We start from the raw sequence: 21,438 nt of genomic DNA, 5'->3' as shown, positions 1-21,438 counted from the left end.
CACGCTGGGCGAGCCCGGTCTTTCTGCTGAACCGTGGGCGACTTCCCGCAGCAGCGGTGGCGCGTCCTCGCGCCGCCTGCGGAGCAGCCGGGCCGCACCCTCCCGGAGGTCACGCGCTGGCGCTGGAGTCGACGTCGGACGCGCGCGCCGCCTCGGCGCTCGCCTTGGGCAGCTCGAACCAGAAGACGCTCCCCTCGCCCACGACGGTGCGGAGCCCCACGCGGCCGCCGTGCGCCTCGGTCAGGCGCTTGACGGTCGCGAGGCCCAGACCCAGACCCGGCACTCGAGCGCTTTGCGCTCGGACGTGAGGCTCGAACACGAGCTGCTCGACGGCTGGCGCGATGCCGGGCCCCGTGTCCTCCACCTCGATCCGCACGGCATCCCTGGCGTCGAGCACCCGGACGACGACGCGACAGGTCGCCGCGTCGCCGAGGTACTTGAGCGCGTTGCGGATCAGGTTGGCGAGGATGCTGGTCAGCACGCCCGGGCTCGCGGCCACCGCGCACGGGGCGAAGGGCTCGACGTGGAGCTCCGCGCCGAGCTCCACCGCGACAGGGACGAGCTCGACCATGAGGTCGTCGATCACGGGGCGCACCTCGGCGCGCGCGCCCGGCTCCGGCCTCGCGCCCGCGCGAGCGAACCCCAGGAGCCCGTCGGTGATGCGCTTGACCCGCAGGATGGCCCGCCGGCCCCGCTCGATCGACGTTCGTGCAGGCTCTCCCTCGCCGCACCGCCGCAGGGCGAGGTCCAGCGCGAGCGCGACCGCGCCGAGGGGGCCGAGCACGTCGTGCGCGACCCGGCCAGCGAACTGCTCGAGCTCATCCGCTCGGCGCTCCAGGAGCACGCTCTGCCGCCAGAGCAGCCTCACATTGCGCCGCACCTGCACGGCGGCCGCCGCGCAGGCCAGCAGCGCGAACGCCACGCTCGCCGTGTTGAGCGCCAGCGCGACCCGGCGCGAGCGAACGCGGTTGGCCGCGATCTCGATCGCCATGCGACGCGCGTGTTGTGCGTTGAGCTCGATGCTCGCCATCACGGCCTCGCTCGTCGCGTCGAAGTCCGCTCGCAGCGCGTCGTCCATGAGCTTGTTGGCCTCGCGCGGCTGGTCGTTCGCCACCAGCGAGAGGACCCGATCGGTGTCCTGCCCGAGCTTGCCGAGCTCCTGCGCGACGGTCTGCCACTGCTTGAGCTCTCCCGGATAGACGGGGATGACGAGGTAGGCGTCGAGGCTCCGGGAGAGGTTGTCGCGCGCCTGATCGAGCTCGCGGCGGTCGAGCGGCCGGCCCAGCACGGCGCTGTTGACGAGGTCGCTCAGGAGCGCCTGGGTGTGCCTCAGCTCGGCGCGCGCGGCCGCCAGGTGCATGATGCTCGGCGTGGCGTTCTCCGCCAAGCTCATCGCCGCAGCGTCGATCTCGGCGGCTCGGTGCTCGGCGTAGGCGGCCGAGATCACGAAACTCGCGATAGCGGCGAAGAACGCCGCAAACAGCGACAACAGGATGGACGGCAGCCGCTCGATCATCAGAGAAGATTTCGATTTCGCCGGGGCCTGCGGCCATCGCACCTCCATGCCGGGATCCTGTTGCGCCGCGCGCGCGAGCGCAACGCCGGAAGAGCGCCGGAGCCGCGGCGGATCGCCGTCGCCGCAGCGGCAGATGTCCGCCGGGCTCGTGTCAGGTGCTGACAGATCGACCGGAGCTCGTTGGTGCATCCCCTCGCGCCGCCATTGTGGCGTTCGGGGCTGAGCGCACATGACTTCTGCGCCGGCCCGGGAAGACTCGCTTCCTTTCTTTTGCGCGCTCGACGAGGAGGCCGGGCCGCGGCCGCCGCTCAGCGGTTCACGCTGGTGTCCGGTCCGGCGCCCTTCGGGGGCTCGTACGGCTCGGGGCTCTTGCCGACGGTCCTGAGGTTCACGAGCTTGTTGAGCAGGTCGAACCAGAACGGCGCGCCGAGCGACGCGGCGGCCGCGGTGATGAGGATGCCGGGGCTCAGGAGCCGATCGAGCACCCCGCGGATCCAGGCGACGATGGCCTGGCCGAGGATCGCCGAGAGCGCGCTCCAGAGCCTCGGAGCGCTCGTCTGCTCGGGGGCCTGCACGCCCCAGGCGATCTTGAGATCGAGCCCGGTGAGCTTGCCGTGCGCGCTCCCGCCCTGGGCGAGCGCGGCCATGAGGTCCTCGTCCTGGTCCAGGCCGCCCTCGTGCGGCGCGGCGCGGGGCGCCGTCTTCGCCATCTCCTGCGCCGCGGCGATGAGGTGGGCGCGGACCACGGCGTCGCGCGAGAGGGCGCCCGCGAGCTTGATGCTGTCGGCGTTGAACCCGACGCACAGGACGAGCGCCGTCGCGCTGATGATGAGCTGCGCGCGGCGCTTGTACCGCCCGGCGGCCCGGTCCATGGCGTCGTTGAACCAGCGCTCCAGCCGGATGTTGGCCTCGCGCATGTCCCGGACCGTGCTGTCGACGATCGTGGCGAGGGCGCGCCGGAGATCGCTCTCCCGCGGCATGCGCTCGATGATGCCCTTCAGCTCGTCGAGCGGCGCCTCGTCGCTGCTCGGCAGCGCGGCCCCGCCGCCCGGCGGCGCCGCCGCGGCGCCGGTCGGCGGGGGCGCGGCGGCGTCGGCGATGGCGGGCGGGGACGGCGCGGCGGCGCTCTCCGGCGATGCGGGCGCGGCGTCGCCCGCCGGCGCCGGCGCGGAAGCGGCGTCGCCCGCCGGCGCGGAAGCGGCGTCGCCCGCCGGCGCAGGCGCGGGGGTCGCGGCGATGGAGAGGGCGGCCCTCGCCAGGAGGGGCGACGGCGCGGCGCCCGCCTGGGCGAGCGACGGCGCCGCCGCGACGGCCTGCGGGGGCGACGGCGCGTCGCTCCTGGGCCAGTCGATGTGCCGCAAGGTGTCGATGAGCGCGGCCACGAACGCGTGCGCGGGGATGTAGGACGGCCCCACCCACCCGTACTTGAGGTCCTTGATCAGCGGGTGCTGCCGGAGCGCGTCGGCGAGCGGGCTCGGGTGCGGCCCCGGCATCAGCCGGACGCGCACGAGGTCGGCGGCGCGGCGGAGCACGCGCGTCGCGATCGGCTCGCTCGGGGCGGCCCCGTGCGCGGCGGCCTCGCGGGCGGCGAGCGACCGGAGCACGTGCGGGTCGAGCGCGCGATCGGCCAGCATGATCTCGATGCTCTGCGCGAGGTTGAGGGCGCGCAGCCGGAAGACGCCGGCGAGCGCCTCGTAGATGGCCGAGCTGAGGACGCTGAGCAGGAAGAAGACGCTGACGAGGCCGATCGCGATGTCGAGGGTCGTTCCCATGGGCATCCGGGAGGGCAGGGCGCGCGGCGGCGCGAGGCGCAGGCCGGCGCGCCTCGCGGTGCTCCCCCTGCCAGCAGGACAAGGAGGAAGACGTGGCCTTGCGAGCGCCCGTTCCCCTCCGCGACCATCCCAGCATACGCCACGCGGCGCTGCGGAGCGAGCGCCACCCGCGGCGCCACCCGTGCTCGCCGCGAGCGCCAGAGCGCGCTCGATGCCGCGGGATCTTGGTCTACCATCCCGCCCCCGTGACGAGCACCACGCTACCCCCCGACTCGCAGCGCAGCAGCGACCCGCCGCTGCGCACCTCCTGGGCCCAGGAGCGGGCCGACCTCGACCGGACGCAGCGGCCAAGGCGCGATCGGCTCGTGCACGAGCCGCCGCCGGCGTCGCCGCCCGGGACGCTCGTCATCGACGACACGCGGCGGCCGAAGATCTTCGTCATCGACTACGACGCCGAGGTGGTCTCCGAGAAGGAGATCCCGACCCTCGACGAGTGCATCCCGTACCTCACGGACGACCGGCCCTCCATCACGTGGGTCGACGTCCGAGGGCTCGGGCACAAGGCCACCTTCGAGCGGCTGGGCGAGATCTTCAAGATCCACCCGCTCGCGCTGGAGGACATGGTCAACGTGCCCCAGCGGCCCAAAGCGGACGTCTACGGCGGCGAGCACGTCCTCATCATCGCCCGGATGGCGCAGGTCACCGAGCGCTGCGAGCTGCGCACCGAGCAGCTCGCGATCCTTGTCGGCAAGACGTTCGTCCTGACGGTCCAGGAAGAGGCCGACTGGGACGTGATGGAGGCCGTGCGGGAGCGGATCCGCACCGGCCGGGGCACGGTGCGGACGCGCGGCGCCGACTACCTGGCCTACGCGCTGCTCGACGCGGTGGTCGACGGCTTCTTCCCCGTGCTCGAGCGGCTCGGCGAGCGCATCGAGGACCTGGAGGTCGAGGTCATCGACGCGAAGCGCTCGATGTCGAAGCCGATCCACGACCTGAAGCGCGACCTGCTCACGCTGCGGCGCGCCATCTGGCCGCAGCGCGACCTCGTGAACGCGCTGCTCCGCGAGGACAACCCGATCTTCACGAAGGACACGAGGCTCTACCTGCGCGACACGTACGACCACTCGGTGCAGCTGATGGACATGGTCGAGACGTACCGCGAGCTGAGCTCGGGCCTCATGGATCTCCACCTCTCCGGGATGTCGAACCGGATGAACGAGATCATGAAGGTGCTCACGATCATCTCGACCATCTTCCTGCCGGTCACCGCGATCGCGGGCATCTACGGGATGAACTTTCACCACGAGAGCTCGCCGTACAACATGCCCGAGCTCGACTGGTATTACGGGTATCCGCTCGTCTGGTGCCTGATGTCGGCGAGCGTCGTCGGGCTGCTCACGTACTACCGTCGCAAGGGCTGGCTCGGGAAGGACGGCGACAGCCGCTGAGCGGCGGCGGCGCGGCGAGGGGCGGGGTCGCGGCGGCGCCGCGCGGGCGCGGGCCGCCCGGCGGCGCGGGGCGTCAGCGCTTCGTCGCGGTCGTGTAGAAGGCGAGGTTCCGGAGCAGGCGCGGGTCGCCGGGGCGGCGGGCGAGCGCCGTGCGCAGCGCGGCCTCGCCGGCGGCGAGCTCGCCGAGGTAGAACGCGCTCGTGGCGACGAGGTCGAGCAGCCTGTGCTCGTAGATCTCGGCGTCGACGAAGAGCGTCGCCTGGGCGGGGAAGGGGATGGCGGCGCCGCGCGAGGCGAAGAGGTAGGCGAGCGGCCAGCATTGCTGCTCGTACCAGCGCCAGGCGACGGCGAAGAGCGGCTCGGCGCGGTGCGGGCTGTGGGCGTGGGCGTCGAGGTAGCGCTGCTGCACCTCGGCCCAGGGGCGCCCGAGCGCGGCGGCGGTGCGCGCCATGCGGAACAGCGACTCGTAGACCTCCTCCTGCCAGCCGCCCAGCGCGGCGCGGCGCTCGTAGGTCTCGAACGCCTCCGCGTGCCGGCCGAGGCACTCCAGGGTCTGCGCGAGGTAGAAGACGGTGCGCCCGTCGCGGGGGGCGCGGGCGAGCGCGGCCGAGAGCAGCTCCAGATCGCGCTCCCACCGCCGGGTCTGGGCCGCGGGGTCGCGGCGGGAGAGGTCGTGGACGATATGGGCGTCGGGGACCCGGATCGAGGGGGGCGGCTCGCCTTGGCGGGTGAGCACCTCGTGGGTGGCGCCGACGTAGCGCCACCCGGCCGAGGCGCGGGCGAGCCGGGCGGAGTCGTAGACGGCATCGCCGTAACGCACGCGGACGTAGTAGGCGCCGTGGCCCGGGCCCGAGGCGTCGCGGCGCTCCTCGCAGAAGCGGCGGAGCGCCCCGCCGCCGACGAGGCGCTCGTCGCCGCTCAGCATGAGGGTGAACACCGCGGCGTCGCCCGCGAGGTCGAGCGCGCGATTGCGCGTCGCGCCGAAGTCGACGAACGGCTCCTCGACGAAGTCGCCCGGGACCCCGTCGAGGGCGGCGGCCGCGAGGGCCTGGGTGCCGTCGGTGGAGCCGGTGTCGAGGAGGGTGAAGCGGTCGACGTGGGGCCTGACGGAGGCGAGGGTCTCGCGGATGGAGGGCGCCTCGTCCTTGACGATCATGACGAGGGCGAGCAGGGGGCGGGGCACGGGAGGCAGTATGCCGCCGGGCGTGCCCCCCTGGCGCGACGATTTGAGCCGGAATGAACGGACGGGGGACGGGCGCGCCGGAGCGCCGGTGAGGGGCGCGCGGAGGTGCGATTGCGCTGCGCGGAAGTGGTCGCGGCCGAGGCGTCCTGTATACTCTCCATATCGTCGCTATGGGGATGCGCAGACGCTGGAATGCTCTTGTGGTCATCGGCGCGGCGGCCGTCCTCGCGTTCGCCTCCTGGAAGGAGCGCGCCTGGTCCTCCTCCGACGCCCCCGATCCCCCGGGCGGGCCGCCGGGGCCCTTGCGGTTCGAGCAGACGCTCGACGTGGACGTGTTCCAGCGCGGAAATCTCCACACGCACACGTCGCTGAGCGACGGGGACAGCCCGCCGCGCGAGGTCGCCCGCTGGTACCGCGACAACGGGTATGCGTTCGTGGCCCTGACGGATCACAACCAGCGCGCCGATCCTGCGATGTTCCGGGATCTGGAGGTACAGCCGAAGTTCGTCGTTCTCCCCGGCGAGGAGATCACGATGTCGGCGGAAGGGCGGCCGGTGCACGTGAACGCGCTCTGCACGCGGGCGACGATCGGCGGCGGCGATTTCCCCACCAAGGGCGAGGCGCTGAGCTGGGCGGTCGGGCGGGTGCGGGCGCAGGGGGGCGTGGCGCTCATCAATCATCCGAATTTCGACTGGGCGCTGACGGCCGGCGACCTCCTGGGGGCGCCTGCGGCGGAGCTCCTGGAGATCCACAGCGGGCATCCTTACGTGCACACCGAGGGTGACGCGGCGCGGCCGTCGCACGAGGCGCTGTGGGACACGGTGCTGACGGCACGCGGCTTCGTGGGCGGGGGCATCGCCGGCGTGGCGGTGGACGACCTGCACCAGCTCGTGCCCGGGTCGAGCGCCCCGGCTGCGGGGCCCGGCCGGGGGTTCGTCGAGGTGTTCTCGCGCGAGGTGTCGCGCGCGGCGATCTGCAGCGCGCTGGCCCGGGGGCGGCTCTACGCGTCGTCGGGCGCGCGGCTGCGGAGGATCTCGATCGGCGGCGACGCGTTCTCGGTGTGGCCGGTGGCCGCGGGCGCGGTCGTCGAGTTCGTCGGGCGGGGCGGGCGCGTGCTGGAGCGGCAGCAGCCGCTGGCGGGGCGGGCGACGTACCGGCTCCGCGGCGGGGAGCGCTACGTGCGGGCGCGGATCACGCGGCCGGACGGGAAGCGGGCGTGGACGGCGGCGTACGCGACGGTCGAGTAGGGGCGGCGAGGGGGGAGCTCCAAGGGGGCGACTTCCTCAGCAAGAAGAAGGAGACGAGGCACAGGATCAGCTCCGAGCTCGCCTCCGCGGCCCAGATCCCGGTGAGGGAGAACAGGCGGGAGGCCAGCAGCAGCACCGGCAGCTTGACGAGGATGGTGCCCCCGAGGGTGAGCAGCAGCGCCTCCCTGGCCCGGCCGACCGACTGGAACGAGGCCGCCGTGACCATGACCACGCCGGTCAGGGGATAGGACAGCGCCAGCAGCCGCAAGGCGGTCTGCCCTTCGGCGACGATCGCGCTCTCTCTGGAGAGCAGGGCGATGAGCGCCGCCGGCAGCAGCAGGCAGACGCCGCAGACGAGCGAGCCATAGGCGACCGCGGCGCTCAAGGAGAGCCGGACGGTCTCCCGCACCCGCGCGAAGTGCCTCTGGCCGAAGTTGTACCCCACGAGCGGCTGCATCCCCTGGACGATGCCCGTCTGCGGCGTGATCAGCCCGGCGTAGAGCCGGCCCACGATCGCGAACACGCCGAGGGCGCTGTCGCCGCCGCTCATCCTGAGCAGGTTGTTGGTGGCGACGGCGACCAGGCTGACGCTGAAGTTCTTGACGAGCGAGGGGAGCCCGATCGTCAGCACCTGGGCGATGATGGGCCAGTCCGGCTTGAAATACGACGCCTTGATGCGATAGGAGCGGTCCTTTCTGAAGAAGAAGAAATAGACGCTCATGCCGGCCGAGAGGGTCTGGCCAGAGACCGTCGCCAGGGCGGCGCCCGAGACGCCGAACCGCAAGACGAGGATGAAGAGCCAGCACAGGACGATGTTGGCGCTGACGGGGATGACCCAGATGGCGGTCGAGTACCTGGCGTTGCCGTCCGCCCTGATGATGGCCGAGTAGCCGGTGCTGGTGATGGCGCCGAGGAAGATGATCCGCCCGTACTCGACGGCATAGGGGGCGATGCTGTCGGTGGCCCCGAGCAGGTAGACGATCGGCTCGATGAAGGCCGAGCCCAGGACCGTGATGGCGAGCGCCGCCGTCCAGAAGATCAGGAAGGTGTTCGCCACGGTGCGGGAGGCCCTCTCCACGTCGTGCTCGCCGAGCGCGCGGGAGACCACCGAGGCGCCGCCGGCGCCGACGGTCGTGGAGACGGCGCCGAGGGCGATCAGGACCGGCGAGACGATCGAGGCGCCGGCAGCCGCCAGCGAGCCGATGCCCACCGAGAGGAAGTAGATATCCGTGATGCTGTAGGCGGCATAGACCAGCAGGGAGAGGGTCGTCTGGGAAGACATCTCCAGGAGCAGCTTCCCGATCTTCTCCGTCCCCAGGCGCTCGACCCTGGAGTTGCCGCCCATGCGCGCTCAGCCGGCCTTCAGCCAGTCCATGCTCGCGCCCATCATCTGCCTGGACATGTTGTAGACAGAGTCGGTGTCATAATTCCGGTAATAGCATTCCGTGTTCATGACCAGCGCGAGGTGCAGCGAGTACAGGCAGCACCTTTGTTCCTCTTCCCGGGTGAAGGCGGTCTTGCCGTAGCCGCGCATGCTGTGGGTGATCCCCTCGCTGAAGAGCAACCGGAACTGGGACTCCATCAAGGGATCGGCCCAGAGCGCCCGTTCAAAGTCGATGATGCCGGTGACCCTGCCGCCCTTGACGAACAGGTTGAGGTCCCAGGCGTCCCAGTGGACGAGGCGGGGCGTGGTGACCTCCTCCAGCGCGGAGGCGTGCTTGAGGATGGCGGCGCGGATCTCGTCGTAGCCGTGGTCGTACACCACGTTCTTCCTTGCGCCGTCGTCGAGCACCGACTCCATGATCTTGAGGAACGCCTCTCTCCAGGTGCTCGCGCGCAGGTCCGGGTTCCCCTCATAACCGAAATAGGCGCCGGTGAAGCCGTTGATCTCCCGGATGATCTCGCCGATGTGCCGCTCGACGGACGCCTGAGCCTCGGGGGGCAGGCTCGGCTTCGCGTGCTCGAGGTTGTCGCCGGCGATCTTCTCCATGAAGAAATAGTCCGAGTCGCACAGATCGCGGGCGTCGTCGTAGAAGTAGACCTCGGGCACTGGAATGGCAGGGTTCCGCCGGACAAGGCGCATGGCGGCGACCTCGGTGGCCATGATGTTCTTCTCGTACGACAGGACTTCCGCGTCTCTCGGAGGCGCGATCTTGAGGATGACCTCGCGGCCGTCGGCGAGCCGGACGTCGTACGCCGCGTTGAACCAGCCTTCCTTCAGCTCGCGCACGGCATGCTCGCCGTCCGCGAGCGCCGCGCCGCCGAAGGCCCTGGCGGCCATGGCCGCGATCTGCGGGCGCGTCTTCGTGTTCTTGGTCTTGCTCTCCACGGCTTTCCCTTGGTCGTCGACGGCCGGTGTGATCGGCGCAACAGCGTCCGTCGTGCTGGACTTGGGCCGCTGTCGGGGCGCGGCCGGGAGTGTACCAGGGCACGGAGCAGGGGGACCGGCTCTTTGCGGCACCCCATGGGTGCTGCGCGTGCGCGCCCGTCGCCGGGAGGGGCTCCGGAACCCAGCCTTCGTCGTCGACCGACGCCCGCCGGTAGTCCGCGCCCTTGTGGAGCAAGCCGGCGAGCGCCTCGCGCGGCTCGGCGAGCGGCCTGTGCGGGCGCGGATCATACCGCCGGCGGATGGAACGCGGGCGTGGACGCAGGCCCACGGGACCGTGGCGTGACGAAGCTGCCAATTGACTTGGGATCGCCGCAGCAAGTATCTCAGAGTACGTGCGTCGCTTGATCTCCTGGCTGCTGCCATGTGCTCTCGGGATGTCCGTCGCCGGTGTCGGGAATGCGGCGAGCGCGGACGAGCCCTACGCCGATCCGGACGTGCGCGCGGCGTCGATGGCGGCGGGGCTGCTGCGCCGCGCCAGGCAGGCGCAGGCGGCCGGGCGGCAGGTGGCGGCCGCGGCGACCTACGAGCGGGCGCTGGAGGCCGCGCAGGGGGCGTGGACGACCGACGCGGAGCGGGCGACGATCGCCGGTGAGCTCGGGCTCGTCGAGCTCTCGCTGGGGCGGCATCGGGACGCGGCGAGCCACCTGGCGCAGTGCCTCCAGCACCGGGGCGTGATCAGCGGGTGGCTCCGCGGCCAGGTCGACGATGGCCTGCAGCGCGCCGCGAAGCGCGTGGCGACGGTCTACGTGACGACCAATCCGCCGGGCGCCGAGGTCCTGATCGACGAGCAGGCGCTCTACCCGCCGGAGCCGGTCCACGAGGTGTTCGTGGAGCCGGGGCAGCACACCGCGCGGGCGCGGCTCGAGGGGCACGAGGAGGCGGTGAGCTCGTTCTTCGCCGAGGCCGGCCTGACGCACCCGATCGCCCTCAAGCTGCGGCGCCTTCCGGAGCGCGTCGCGCGCGCGTCGGAGGCGGCCCCGGCTGCGCCGCTTTCGGCGGCTCCGGCTGGGGCTCCGGCGGGGTCGACCTTCCCGCTGGCGGAGCTGCGCATCGGCGGGGTGGCGCTCACGACGGCGACGGTGGCGGCCGGCACGGTCTTCCTCCTGCGGTCTGGCGTCCTCCGCGACGACCTCGCCGCGCAGGAGGCCGCGCTCCGCGGCGGGGGAGGGGACCCGTCCGCGTGCGGGGGGGCGGACGCGCCGCTGGCCTGCACCGAGCTCCGCGACACGGCCGAGGAGCGGGACCTGTTCCGCGAGCTCGGGGTGGGGACGCTGGTGGCGGGCGGCGTCTTCGCGGCCGTGACGGTGGCCGCGTTCCTCACGGATCTGTCGTACCTGGCGCGCGAGCCGGCCCGCCAGGGCGTCCGCGTCGTGCCGGTGATGACGGCAGAGCGGGCGGGGGTCTTCCTTCAGGGCACGTGGTGACAAGGCACGTCCCACGGTAGCGGCGCGACATGGGCAACCCGGCCGTCAGGGGAGCTGGGTTTCCCTTGGCTATCGAGGCGCGCCCTCCAGCCAAACCTGGATACGTGGAGGTCCCGGCCCCCTCAGCCCTCACGCCCCCCGCGCTTGCCGTCCAGCCGCGCCAGCACCGCCCGCGGCGACATCGTCGCCCGGTACACGTAGATCTCCCCCGCCTCGTCCTCCCCCAGCACCTCCTCGCTCACGCGGAGCTGCTTGCCGACCGCGAGCAGGATCCTCGCCGGAAACCCCTTCCGGATCAGCTCGACGCGCCGCCACACCGCGTCTCGGCTCCAGAAGCCGAACGCCTCCAGGTACACCTCCTCGCCGGTCTCCGCGTTCAGGAACACGAGGTCCGGGACGCACACCACCTCTCCGGGCAGCGCGAACAGCCGCTCGTTCGGCGACACGGTCCAGGGCGATCCGAGCTTTTTGAACCCCTCGCAGAACGCGTCCAGCTCCGGCGTCGTGTCCGCGAGCTCGCGCCCGTGGAACACGAGCCCGTCCGACGGGCCCATCTCGACGGCCAGCGGCTCCTTGTCGCGCCCCCAGCGCAGCTCGGCGCGCAGCCGGAACGAGGCGCACGAGAGCACCGACGGCAGGAACATCGCGAGCCGCAGGCCGTAACGCTGCACCGCATCGAACAGGCTGAACGGGCCGTCGAGCACGATCGTGTAGCCGGAGACCGGATCGCCCTGGACCACGTGGATCAGGCCGTGAAACCGCGCCGCGCGGAAGATCCGTCGGTACCGCGGGGCGCTCTCGCCCTCGACGCGGATCGTCACCTGCGTCGCCTTCAGCAGGATCGACTGCGCCAGCGACAGGTTGTACCGGTCGAGCAGGATCTCCGGCGCGTCCGCGGCCGCGCGCCGGAGGATCTCGGCGCCGCGCAGGTCGGCGTAGAGGCCCGCCTCGATCGCGGCGGGCGTGGTGCCGAGCCGGGCGGCCACCTCGTCGAGCACCGCGGCGCGATCGAAGCGGGCGCGGACGTCGAGGGCGCGGTGCGCAGCCGCCGCGGCCAGGAACAGCTCCCGCCGGAGCGCCTCGGGGTCGACGCCCTCCTGCACCTCGTACTCGCAGCCGTCCTCGAGCACCTTCCGCAGGCCGAGCGCGGCGACGCGATCCCGCGCGGGCACCTCGACGGCGTCGAGCGCGGCCTCGACGTCGTCGCGGCGCTCGCCGACGCGCTGGGACAGGATCTCGATGTACGCGCGCGCGACCGGGAGCAGCCGCTCGGCGGCGGCGCCGCGGAGGTACTGCGGGACGAGCAGCCCGCCGCGGCGGCGGACGCGGACGAGATCACTGGTAAGCAACGTGCTCCCGGCGCTTGTCGCTCACCCGCTGCCGGGCGCGCTCGATGCCCACGACGCGAAGCGCGCCGCCCTGGAAGCTCACGACGATCGGCGCTGTGGGAACCGGCTCGGTCATCGGCACGCTCTTTTGCCGCAGACAGGGCCGCGTGCCAACCGGAGAGTGAAGGGCACGACCGCCGCGCCGAGGTGCGCCGTACCCCGGCCCACGACGGAGAGCGCGCCGAAGGCGCTCGAGATACGGACCTCGCGGCCGCCTGTGCGGCGGCCGACGGAGCCTATCAGCGGGGCGACCCCGGCCGCGCGAGCCGCCGCCGACCGCGCCGAGGTCGACGTCGAGGAACAGGGCGAACGGGGAGCTCGGCTGCCATTGCCGCCGAGGCGGCGCGCCAGATCGAGAGCGCTCGGGAAGCCGGGCCGGTGAGCGAGCGCCTCGGAGAGAGCCCGCTTGGCCCCACAGGAGTCGCCGCGCTGAGCCTACACAGGGACTGACCCCGGGACGAACTCAGGGAACGAAGTGCCAGATGCGCGCGAGCAGAGTCTTCCGGGGTGGGCTTGCTGATGCCACGTTGCACAGCCATGCTGAAGATGGGCGACTTCATCGGTCCGCTCGGATTCCCACCATGAGCTCCTCCGCTCCGTACACGATCACGGAGTCTCTCGCCCACGGCAGCCGATCCGCCCTCTATCGCGCGATCCGGAACGCCGACGGTCGCCCCGTGGTCCTCAAGGTGCTCGATCCGCAGCGCAGCCGGCCGAAGGACCTGGAGCGGCTGCAGAACGAATTCGAGATCGGCAGGCTGCTCGACTCCACGGCTGTCGTCAAACCGCTCGCGCTCGAGATCTACCAGGGCATGCCCGCCCTCGTCCTCGAGGACTTCGGCGGCCGGTCCTTGGACGAGCTGCTCGGCGGGACGCCCACGCCGATGGATCGCTTTCTCCCGCTCGCCATGGCCATCGCGAGGGCGGTCTCGGAGGTTCACCGAGCGGGCATCGTCCACAAGGACGTGAAGCCGGAGAACATCCTCGTGAACGCCGCCTCCTTCGAGCTCAAGCTCGCCGACTTCGGGCTCGCGTCCCGCCTGCCCCGCGAGCGGCCGTCCGCACAGCCTCCCCGGCTCATCGAGGGATCGTTGCCTTATCTGTCGCCCGAGCAAACGGGGCGGATGAACCGCGCGATCGACCACCGCTCCGATCTCTACGCGCTGGGCGTCACGTTCTTCCAGATGCTCACCGGAAAGCTCCCTTTCGACGCGAAGGACCCCGTGGAATGGGTCCATCGCCACGTCGCCCGCGCACCTCCTTCCCCTTCGGCGCTCGTCCCCGAGGTGCCCGAGCCGATCGCGCGCATCGTCTCGAAGCTGCTCGCCAAGGCGCCGGAGGATCGCTATCAGAGCGCCGGCGGCCTCGTGGCCGATCTGGAGCGCTGCGTGGCCCAGTGGCAGGCGTGCGGGAGGGTCGAGCCATTCCCGCTCGGCAGGGACGATGTCCTGGAACGAATCCAGATCCCGCACAAGCTCTATGGGCGTGAGCGGGAGACGGCCGCGCTGCTGGCTGTCTTCGACGCCGTGGCGACGACCGGCGCGCCGGCGCTGGTGATGGTGTCCGGCTATTCGGGGGTCGGCAAGAGCGCCCTCGTCAGCTCCTTGCACAAACCGATCGTGGAAAAGCGGGGGCATTTCATCGCCGGCAAGTGCGACCAGTACAAGCGCGACATTCCTTACGCCACCCTGGCCCAGGCCTTCCAGTCCATGGTCCGCCACATCCTGGGCGAGAGCGAAGCCCGGATCCGAGCGTGGCGGGACGCCCTGTGCGCGGCGCTGGGCCCGAACGCAGAGCTCATGGTGAGCCTCATCCGCGAGCTCGAGCTCTTCCTCGGGCCCCAGCCGCGGGTGCCGGAGCTGCCGCCGCAGGAGGCACAGTACCGCTTCCAGATGGTGTTCCGCCAGCTCATCGGCGTCTTCGCCCAGGCCGCGCATCCGCTGGTCATCTTCCTCGACGACCTGCAGTGGCTGGACGCGGGGACGCTGGCGCTGCTCGCCGATCTGACGACCCACCCGGACGTGGGCTACTTGCTCTTGGTCGGGGGTTACCGCGACAACGAGGTCGACTCGAGTCACCCATTGATGCGCAGCCTGGAGGCGATCCGAAAGGCGGGCGGCGCCGTCCATGACATCGTCCTCGCCCCCCTCTCGCCGGACGATGTCGAGAGGCTCGTCGCCGATGCGCTCCATGATCGTCCCGAGAGGGTCCGGCCGCTCTCCGAGCTCGTGTTCGAGAAGACCCGGGGCAATCCGTTCTTCACCACCCAGTTCTTGACGGCCCTCTGCGAGGAGAAGCTGCTCGGCTTCGACCCCGGGAGCCGGGCCTTTCGCTGGGATCTGCCGCGCATCCACGCCAAGAGCTACACGGACAACGTGGTGGACCTGATGGTAAGCAAGCTCGCACGCCTTCCAGGAGGCACGCGGAGCGCCTTGAAACAATTCGCCTGCCTGGGAAACGTCGCCGACGTCGAGACGCTCGGCCTCGCGCTCGGGCAGTCCGCGGGGGCCATCCACGCGTCCCTGGGGGAGGCGGTTCAGGCGGGCCTGGTCCTCCGCCAGAAGGACACCTACAGCTTTCTCCACGACCGGGTGCAGGAGGCGGCCTATTTGCTGATCCCGGAAGACGCGCGCGCCGGCGTCCACCTGCGCATCGGCCGAGCCCTATCGTCGAGCCTGACGCCCGCGGCGATCGCCGAGAGGATCTTCGAGGTCGTCAACCAGCTCAATCGCGGCAGTGCGCTCGTCGAGTCGCAGGAGGAGCGGGAGCGGATCGCCGAGCTCGATCTCTTGGCCGGCAAACGCGCCAAGGCGGCGACGGCCTACGCCTCGGCCTCGAGCTACCTGGCCGCCGGCGCGGCGCTCCTGGCCGAGGACCGCTGGGAGCGCGCGTTCGGGCTCGCCTTCGCGCTGGAGCTCCACCTTGCGGAATGCGAGTTGTTGACCGGCGCGCTCTCGGCGGCGGAGCAGCGGCTCGGGGAGCTCTGGGAGCGGGCCGAGAGCGTCGTGGACCAGGCGGCCGTCACCTGCCTACGCGTGGAGCTGTACCTGACCCTCGATCGGTCCGACCGCGCGGTCGCCGTCGGTCTGGACTATCTCCGCGAACGCGGGGTCGAGTGGTCGCCGCATCCCACCCAGGCGGAGGTCCGGCAGGAGTACGAGCGGATATGGCTGCGGCTCGACGAGGTGCGGATCGAGGACCTCATCGACTTGCCCTTGATGGACGATCCGGCCGCGCGCGCCACCATGGAGGTCCTGTCCCGGATCGCGCCGACGAGCTTGACCATCGACGAGAACCTCGTGTGCCTCGTCACCTTGCACGCCGTCAATCTCAGCCTGGAGCACGGCAACAGCGACGCATCGGCCAATGCCTACGTCTGGTTTGGCATCATCCTAGGTACTTACTTCGAGGAATATGCGATGGCGTTCCGCTTCGGGCAGCTCGCCGTCAACCTGGTGGAGAGGCGCGGGCTGGACGGGTACAAAGCCCGCGTCTACCACATGTTCGGACATTTCATCGTCCCGTGGACACGGCCCGTGCGTTCGGCCAAGCCGTGGTTGCGGCGCGCCTTCGATGTGGCGACCAGGATCGGCGACCTCAGTTTTGCGAACTTCGCCTGGAATTGTCTGGTCACCAACATGCTCTTATGCGGCGATCCGCTCGTCGACGTGGAGCGTGAGGCCGTCGCTGGACTCTCGTTCGCGCGCAAGGCGCAGTTCGGCCTCACCATCGCCTTCGTCGTAACACAATTGCGACTCGTCCGGATGCTGCGTGGTCTGGCGGTTTGTTTCACCTCCTTCAACGGACCAGACTTCGACGAGGCCGATTTCGAACGGCGCCTCGAAGCCAATCCGAACTTGGCCATCGCCTCTTGCTGGTATTGGATCCGGAAGCTGGAAGCACATGTGTTCGCTGGAGACCATGCGTCTGCCCTGACGGCGGCCGCGAAGGCGCAAGGGCTCCTCTGGACGACGCGCATTTTCTTGGAGCACGTCGAGTACCATTTCTACGCAGCTCTCGCGCACGCGGGTGTCTGCGCGGAGGTGCCGGCCGAAGCGCGATCCCCGCACCGAGACGCCCTGGCGGCCCACCACCGGGAACTCGCGATCTGGGCCAAGCATTGCCCCGAGAACTTCGAACCCCAGAGGGCGCTCTGCGCCGCCGAGATCGCGCGCATCGAGGGCCGGGACCTCGATGCCCAGCGCCTCTACGAGCAGGCCAGCCGCTCGGCCCACGACGGCGGCTTCGTGCACCACGAGGCCCTGGCCAACGAGCTGGCCGGCCGGTTCTACCTGGAGCGCGGCCTCGACAAGAACGGCGTTGCCCATCTCGGCGATGCGCGCGCCTGTTATGCCCGTTGGGGAGCCGAGGGCAAGGTCAGGCAGCTCGAGCGGCAGTATCCCCACCTCGTCGCGTCGAGGCTCCTCGCGCCCACGGCCACCGTCGCGATGCGGACCGAGCAGCTCGACCTCTACTCCGTGACCAAAGCATCGCAGACCATCTCGGGCGAGATCCTCCTCGATAAGCTCTTGCGCACGCTGCTCACGATCGTCCTCGAGCAGGGCGGCGCCGAGCGGGCTTGCTTCGTCCTGTGCCGGGACGAACGCCTCTCGATCGAAGCGGAGGCGACCCTCGACGCCAGAGGGGTCGTGACGACCGTCCTCGAGCCCATGTCGGTGGATGGCTCCGAGCGCATCCCCGCGTCCGTCGTCCACTACGCGCACCGGACGAAGGAGCGCGTCATCCTGAGCGACGCCGAAGGCGACGCAGGCAAGTTCGCCGGCGACGACTACTTCGCGGCGCGCCGGCCCAAGTCGGTGCTCTGCCTGCCCATCCTGCGGCAAGCCGAGGTGGTTGGCCTGCTCTACCTCGAGAACGACCTCCTCGCCGGCGCCTTCACGCCCGATCGGCTCCTCGCCCTCTCGCTGCTCGCCACGCAGGCCGCGATCTCCCTGGAGAACGCCCTGCTGCTCGCCAAGGAGAAGGCCGCGCTCGCAGATGCCGCGTTCCTCGCCGAAGCGGGAGCGGTGCTCTCCGAGTCGCTCGATTACGAGGCGATGTTCGCTCGCCTCGGCCGCCTCTGCGTGCGAGGCCTCTCGGACTGGTGCGCCATCGACATCGTAGAAGGTCGAGAGATCCGGCGCCTCGCCGTGGCGCACAGAGACCCCGCGAAGGAGCCGATGCTGCTGGAGATGGTGAGGCGATATCCGCCCGACTGGAGTTCACCCCACCCCGCCATCGCGGCCCTCCGCGCCGGCGAGCCAGTCCTCACGCCCGAGCTGACCGACGATGTCTTGCGGGTGGTCTGCCACAACGACGAGCACGTGCGGCTCGTCCGCGCGCTCGGCACGCGGACCGGGCTCTCGGTGCCGCTCATCGCGCGCGGGCAGACGCTCGGCGTGCTCAGCCTCGCCTGCGACGCCCCGGGGCGCCGCTACGGGCGCGCCGACCTCGGGCTCGCCGTGGAGCTGGGGCGCCGCGCTGCCACCGCGATCGACAACGCCCGGCTCTACCGCGCTTCGCAGGAGGCCGTCCGCGCTCGCAGCGAGTTCCTCACGGTCGCATCCCACGAGCTCAACACGCCCCTCACCTCGCTCACGCTTGCGGTGCAGTCCCTCCGCAGGGCGGCACCTCAGGGGCGAGTCATCGATCCGCAGGTGCTCGACCGGCGGCTCGAGCTCGTCGCGCGACAGGGGACCCGGCTGACCCGGCTCATCCATGATCTGCTCGACGTGTCGCACCTCGACACGGGGCCGCTCGTGCTCGAGCGCTCGGACGTCGACCTCGGCGCCCTCGTCCGCGAGGTGGCCGAGCGCTTCGAGGCCGACCTCGCGGGGGCCCGCTGCTCGGTGTCGATCCGGACCGGCGCGCCGGTCCGTGGCAGGTGGGATCGATCCTGCCTCGACCGGGTCGTGACCAACCTGCTCTCCAATGCCATCAAGTTCGGCGCCGGCAAGCCCATCGAGATCGCCGTCGGCGCCGAGCGCGGCACGGCGCGGCTCGCCGTACGCGATGACGGCATCGGCATCGCCCCCGAACAGCGCGATCGGATCTTCGGCCGCTTCGAGCGCGCGGTGTCGGAGAGGCACTACGGCGGACTGGGCCTGGGCCTGTACATCAGCCGCAGGATCGTCGAGGGCCATGGGGGCTCGATCCGATGCGAGAGCCGGCCGGGCGCCGGGGCCACGTTCATCGTCGAGCTCCCGTGCGCGGAGCCAGCGTGATGCCCGGCCGCCGCGGCCCCGCGGAGGTGCTGCGGGACGAGCAGCCCGGCCCGCCGGCGGACGCGGACGAGATCACTGGTAAGCGACGTGCTCCCGGCGCTTGTCGCTCACCCGCTGCTCGCTCGTGCCGAGGGCCACGAGCTCGTAGAGGATCGCCGTCTTGTTCTCGCTCCGCCGCAGGATGCGGCCGAGCCGCTGGACGTGCTCCCGCACCGAGCCGCTGCCCGACAGGACGATCGCGACGTTCGCCTCGGGCACGTTGACCCCCTCGTTCAGCACCTTCGACGTGACCACCGCCGACAGCGCGCCGCGGTTGAACGCCTCGAGGATGGCGCTGCGCTCCTTCACCTTCGTCTGGTGCGTGATCGCCGGCAGCAGGAACTGCCGCGAGATCTGGTAGACCGTGGCGTTGTCCTCGGTGAAGACCAGCGTGCGATCGGCGCGGTGGGCGTGGAGCAGCCGCGCGAGCACGTCGATCTTGCCGGGCGCGCAGAGGGCGAGGCTCCGCTGGCGGCGGTACGCCTCGAAGGCGCGGCGGCCGGCGTCGGACTGCGAGCTCAGCAGGATGAACTGCCCCCACCCCTCGGGCATGCGGATGCCGTTCGCCCGCAGAAAGCCGATGTACACGGCGCGCGCCGCCTCGTACGCGGCGCGCTCGTCCTCCGAGAGCGGGACGTCGAGCCGGACGACGTCGTAGGCCGCGAGGTACTGCCCGGAGAGCTCGGTGATCTCCCGGCGGAAGACGATGGGACCGATGAGGTCGTCGTAGCCCCGGCCGTCCGCGCGCTCCGGCGTCGCGGTGAGGCCGAGGCGGAAGGGCGCGAGGCACATCTTCGCGGCGAGCGCGTACGACGGGCTCGGCAGGTGGTGGCACTCGTCGAAGATCACGAGGCCGAAGCGGGCGCCGAGCCGGTCCATGTGGGCGTGCGCCGAGTCGTAGGTGGTCACCGTCAGGTCGAGGACGTCGTGGTAACCGCCGCCGAGCAGGCCGATCGGGACGCCGAACGCGGCGGAGAGGCCGTCGTACCACTGGTTCAGGAGATCGAGCGTCGGGACGACCACGAGCGTGCTGCGCTGGCGCGCGGCGATCGCGAGCGTCGCGACGAACGTCTTGCCCGCGCCCGTCGGGAGCACGACGACGCCCCGGCTGCGCCGCCCGGCCCACGCCTCGAGCGCCTCGCGCTGGTACGGGAAGGGGTCGTGCTTGGCGAGCGGCTCGAGCGGCAGCGCCTCGTACTTGCGGGCGGCGTCGGTGAAGGCGACCCCGCGGGCGCGGAGCCGGAGGACGAGCTCGGCGTAGTCGATGGCCGGCACCCGATAGACGCGCTCGCGCGCGTCCCAGCGGCAGGACGCGGGCAGGCACGCGGGGTCGAGCGGCGCGCCCTCCGCGGCCGAGCCCGGCGCCCCGTCGCCGCCCGGCGCCTCCGCCGGGAGGGCGCCGCCGTCGATCTCGCCGGCCGGCGCCAGCGCGGGGCGCGGCGCGACCCCCTCGATGCGGAGGGTGCCGCCCTGGAAGCTCAGGACGATCGGCGCTGTGCGGACCGGCTCGGTCATCGGCGCCCTCTTTTGCCGCGGGCGGGGCCGCGTGCCAAGCCCGGAGAGCGGCGATCAGGCCAGCTCGGTCGGCATGATGGAGGCGCCGCGGATCGGCGCGCGGTAGCGGACCCACACGAGCGGGGACTCGTGCAGCGTGATCGTGAGGGTGGTGCCGGCGTTCAGCGGGAGCCTGCGGCCGAGCTCGCGGTGGATGTAGCGCGCGATGAGCTCCGGGGTCGAGCGCTTGCCGTCGAACGCCGGGTGCTCGTCGAGGTTGCGGTAGTCGATCTCGGCGAGCACGCTGCGCAGGTTGTCCCGCAGCACGCTCGTCTCGACCACCTGGCCGAGCGGCGACAGCTCCTCCCGGTCCACCTCCACGCTGACGGTGTAGGTCGCGCCGTGCAGGCGCTGCGCAGGGCCGAACTGCTCCCCTTTGAGGCTGTGGGCCACCATGATGTGATCGCGGACGCCGACCGTGTACATGGTCGCACTATACCCGTCGTTCCGGCGTCGGAGGGAGATCCCAATCGCCTGCCGCGGCGCGCGGGAGTAAGGTGCGGACGGGTGCCCGCTCCGGCCGCCGCGTCGGCAGGCGGGTTCGTGCGGGACGCAGTGACCGGTCGACCGTTGCGAGGGAGGATCGCCGATGAACAGCGAAGCGAGCGTGCTGGCCCCTGGGTTCCTCATCGCGTCGCCGCCCCTGGGCGATCCGAACTTCGACAAGACGGTCGTGCTGCTGGCGGTCCACAGCGACAGCGGGGCGCTGGGGTTCGTGGTGAACCGGCCGGCGCCGATGACGCTCGGCGAGCTCCTGTCGTTCGCCGGCTACGGCAACGAGCTGAAGGACCCGGCGCCGGTCTACCTCGGCGGGCCGGTCCAGCCGAGCTCGGGGTGGATCCTGTGCCTCGATCCGGCGCTCGGGGCCGAGGAGACGGGCGTGATCCCGGTGGGCTCCCGGGTGCGGGTCACGTCGTCCCGGAGCGCGTTCGACACGCTCGCGGCCGACGCGGTGCGCGGCGCGGCCTCGGCGGACCCGCGGAGGAGGACGGTGCTCCTCGGCTACAGCGGGTGGGGGCCCGGGCAGCTCGAGCGGGAGATCGCCGCGGGCGCGTGGCTGCCGGTGCCGCTCGACGAGCGGATCCTGTTCGACGTGGCCGCGGAGCAGCGCTGGGAGCAGGCGTATGCGCTGCTCGGGCTGCGCCCGATCGAGGTGCTGTCGATGCGCAGCATCGGAGAGGCGTGAACGCGGGCGGCCGGAAGGCTCCTCCTGATTGACTCGGCCCCGGCGCGCACGAACCTTCCCGGTCGCGT

General features: G+C 71.5%; 14 protein-coding genes. 5 read left to right on the top strand and 9 right to left on the bottom strand.

The window, feature by feature from the left end:
- Positions 1-109: 109 nt before the first annotated feature.
- Both WMF26_RS39560 and WMF26_RS39555 read right to left on the bottom strand, forming a co-directional pair.
- The gene (locus tag WMF26_RS39560) at positions 110-1,564 is read right to left on the bottom strand and encodes a sensor histidine kinase (protein WP_437996947.1); all 1,455 of its coding nucleotides are present in this window, start codon (positions 1,562-1,564) and stop codon (positions 110-112) included.
- Between the two features lie 260 nt (positions 1,565-1,824).
- Entirely contained in the window at positions 1,825-3,288 is a 1,464-nt protein-coding gene (locus WMF26_RS39555) for a hypothetical protein (RefSeq protein ID WP_437996946.1), read from the bottom strand.
- 245 nt (positions 3,289-3,533) lie between these two features.
- Here WMF26_RS39555 and corA point away from each other — a divergent pair, with 245 nt between their 5' ends.
- A complete protein-coding gene (corA, locus tag WMF26_RS39550) occupies positions 3,534-4,736 on the top strand; it encodes a magnesium/cobalt transporter CorA (protein WP_437996945.1) in 1,203 nt (400 codons plus the stop codon).
- A gap of 73 nt (positions 4,737-4,809) precedes the next feature.
- Here corA and WMF26_RS39545 read toward each other — a convergent pair whose 3' ends face one another.
- Entirely contained in the window at positions 4,810-5,919 is a 1,110-nt protein-coding gene (locus WMF26_RS39545; protein ID WP_437996944.1) for a glycosyl transferase, read from the bottom strand.
- Positions 5,920-6,095: 176 nt separating this feature from the next.
- On the opposite strand from WMF26_RS39545, the gene WMF26_RS39540 reads away from it, so the two are divergent.
- Positions 6,096-7,166: a PHP domain-containing protein gene (locus tag WMF26_RS39540; RefSeq protein WP_437996943.1), complete on the top strand. Its 1,071-nt coding sequence runs from the start codon at positions 6,096-6,098 to the stop codon at positions 7,164-7,166.
- On the opposite strand, the gene WMF26_RS39535 is transcribed toward WMF26_RS39540, so the two are convergent.
- Together WMF26_RS39535 and WMF26_RS39530 are read right to left on the bottom strand one after the other, a co-directional pair.
- On the bottom strand, positions 7,111-8,511 hold the full coding sequence (locus WMF26_RS39535) for an MATE family efflux transporter (RefSeq protein ID WP_437996942.1): 1,401 nt from the start codon (positions 8,509-8,511) through the stop codon (positions 7,111-7,113). The genes WMF26_RS39540 and WMF26_RS39535 overlap by 56 nt on opposite strands.
- A 6-nt stretch (positions 8,512-8,517) precedes the next feature.
- Positions 8,518-9,495 carry a phosphotransferase family protein gene (locus tag WMF26_RS39530; RefSeq protein ID WP_437996941.1) on the bottom strand — a complete coding sequence of 326 codons (978 nt, stop codon included), beginning with the start codon at positions 9,493-9,495 and terminating at the stop codon, positions 8,518-8,520.
- 434 nt (positions 9,496-9,929) lie between these two features.
- On the opposite strand from WMF26_RS39530, the gene WMF26_RS39525 reads away from it, so the two are divergent.
- The gene (locus WMF26_RS39525; protein WP_437996940.1) at positions 9,930-10,979 is read left to right on the top strand and encodes a PEGA domain-containing protein; all 1,050 of its coding nucleotides are present in this window, start codon (positions 9,930-9,932) and stop codon (positions 10,977-10,979) included.
- Positions 10,980-11,101: 122 nt separating this feature from the next.
- Here WMF26_RS39525 and WMF26_RS39520 read toward each other — a convergent pair whose 3' ends face one another.
- Positions 11,102-12,328 carry a DUF790 family protein gene (locus WMF26_RS39520; protein WP_061629191.1) on the bottom strand — a complete coding sequence of 409 codons (1,227 nt, stop codon included), beginning with the start codon at positions 12,326-12,328 and terminating at the stop codon, positions 11,102-11,104.
- Positions 12,315-12,443 carry a hypothetical protein gene (locus WMF26_RS39515; protein ID WP_437996939.1) on the bottom strand — a complete coding sequence of 43 codons (129 nt, stop codon included), beginning with the start codon at positions 12,441-12,443 and terminating at the stop codon, positions 12,315-12,317. Before WMF26_RS39515 ends, WMF26_RS39520 begins: the two co-directional genes overlap by 14 nt.
- A 505-nt stretch (positions 12,444-12,948) precedes the next feature.
- Between WMF26_RS39515 and WMF26_RS39510 the strand changes: the two genes are divergently transcribed.
- Entirely contained in the window at positions 12,949-18,591 is a 5,643-nt protein-coding gene (locus WMF26_RS39510) for a sensor histidine kinase (protein ID WP_437996938.1), read from the top strand.
- A gap of 72 nt (positions 18,592-18,663) precedes the next feature.
- Here the strand turns inward: WMF26_RS39510 and WMF26_RS39505 are convergent, their stop codons facing one another.
- Positions 18,664-20,145, bottom strand: a complete 1,482-nt coding sequence (locus WMF26_RS39505) for a DEAD/DEAH box helicase (RefSeq protein WP_437996937.1) — start codon at positions 20,143-20,145, stop codon at positions 18,664-18,666.
- Between the two features lie 54 nt (positions 20,146-20,199).
- On the bottom strand, positions 20,200-20,610 hold the full coding sequence (locus tag WMF26_RS39500; protein ID WP_061629189.1) for a 6-pyruvoyl trahydropterin synthase family protein: 411 nt from the start codon (positions 20,608-20,610) through the stop codon (positions 20,200-20,202).
- Positions 20,611-20,773: 163 nt separating this feature from the next.
- On the opposite strand from WMF26_RS39500, the gene WMF26_RS39495 reads away from it, so the two are divergent.
- The gene (locus WMF26_RS39495; RefSeq protein WP_061629188.1) at positions 20,774-21,370 is read left to right on the top strand and encodes a YqgE/AlgH family protein; all 597 of its coding nucleotides are present in this window, start codon (positions 20,774-20,776) and stop codon (positions 21,368-21,370) included.
- Positions 21,371-21,438: the final 68 nt, after the last annotated feature.

Origin of the sequence: Sorangium sp. So ce185 (assembly GCF_051526825.1) — a bacterium.
GTDB classification, from domain to species: domain Bacteria; phylum Myxococcota_A; class Polyangia; order Polyangiales; family Polyangiaceae; genus Sorangium; species Sorangium cellulosum_D.
The sequence above is the reverse complement of the archived record's forward strand: the minus strand, read 5'-3'. Positions and strand labels throughout refer to the sequence as shown.

Bases quoted from the DNA above. Each gene is read 5' to 3' on its own strand.
- WMF26_RS39510 (WP_437996938.1), top strand. From the start codon at position 12,949: ATGAGCTCCTCCGCTCCGTACACGATCACGGAGTCTCTCGCCCACGGC.
- WMF26_RS39540 (WP_437996943.1), top strand. From the start codon at position 6,096: ATGCGCAGACGCTGGAATGCTCTTGTGGTCATCGGCGCGGCGGCCGTC.
- WMF26_RS39535 (WP_437996942.1), bottom strand. From the start codon at position 8,511: ATGGGCGGCAACTCCAGGGTCGAGCGCCTGGGGACGGAGAAGATCGGG.
- WMF26_RS39500 (WP_061629189.1), bottom strand. From the start codon at position 20,610: ATGTACACGGTCGGCGTCCGCGATCACATCATGGTGGCCCACAGCCTC.
- WMF26_RS39555 (WP_437996946.1), bottom strand. From the start codon at position 3,288: ATGGGAACGACCCTCGACATCGCGATCGGCCTCGTCAGCGTCTTCTTC.
- WMF26_RS39515 (WP_437996939.1), bottom strand. From the start codon at position 12,443: ATGACCGAGCCGGTTCCCACAGCGCCGATCGTCGTGAGCTTCCAGGGC.
- WMF26_RS39525 (WP_437996940.1), top strand. From the start codon at position 9,930: ATGTCCGTCGCCGGTGTCGGGAATGCGGCGAGCGCGGACGAGCCCTAC.
- WMF26_RS39495 (WP_061629188.1), top strand. From the start codon at position 20,774: ATGAACAGCGAAGCGAGCGTGCTGGCCCCTGGGTTCCTCATCGCGTCG.
- WMF26_RS39560 (WP_437996947.1), bottom strand. From the start codon at position 1,564: ATGGAGGTGCGATGGCCGCAGGCCCCGGCGAAATCGAAATCTTCTCTG.
- WMF26_RS39505 (WP_437996937.1), bottom strand. From the start codon at position 20,145: ATGACCGAGCCGGTCCGCACAGCGCCGATCGTCCTGAGCTTCCAGGGC.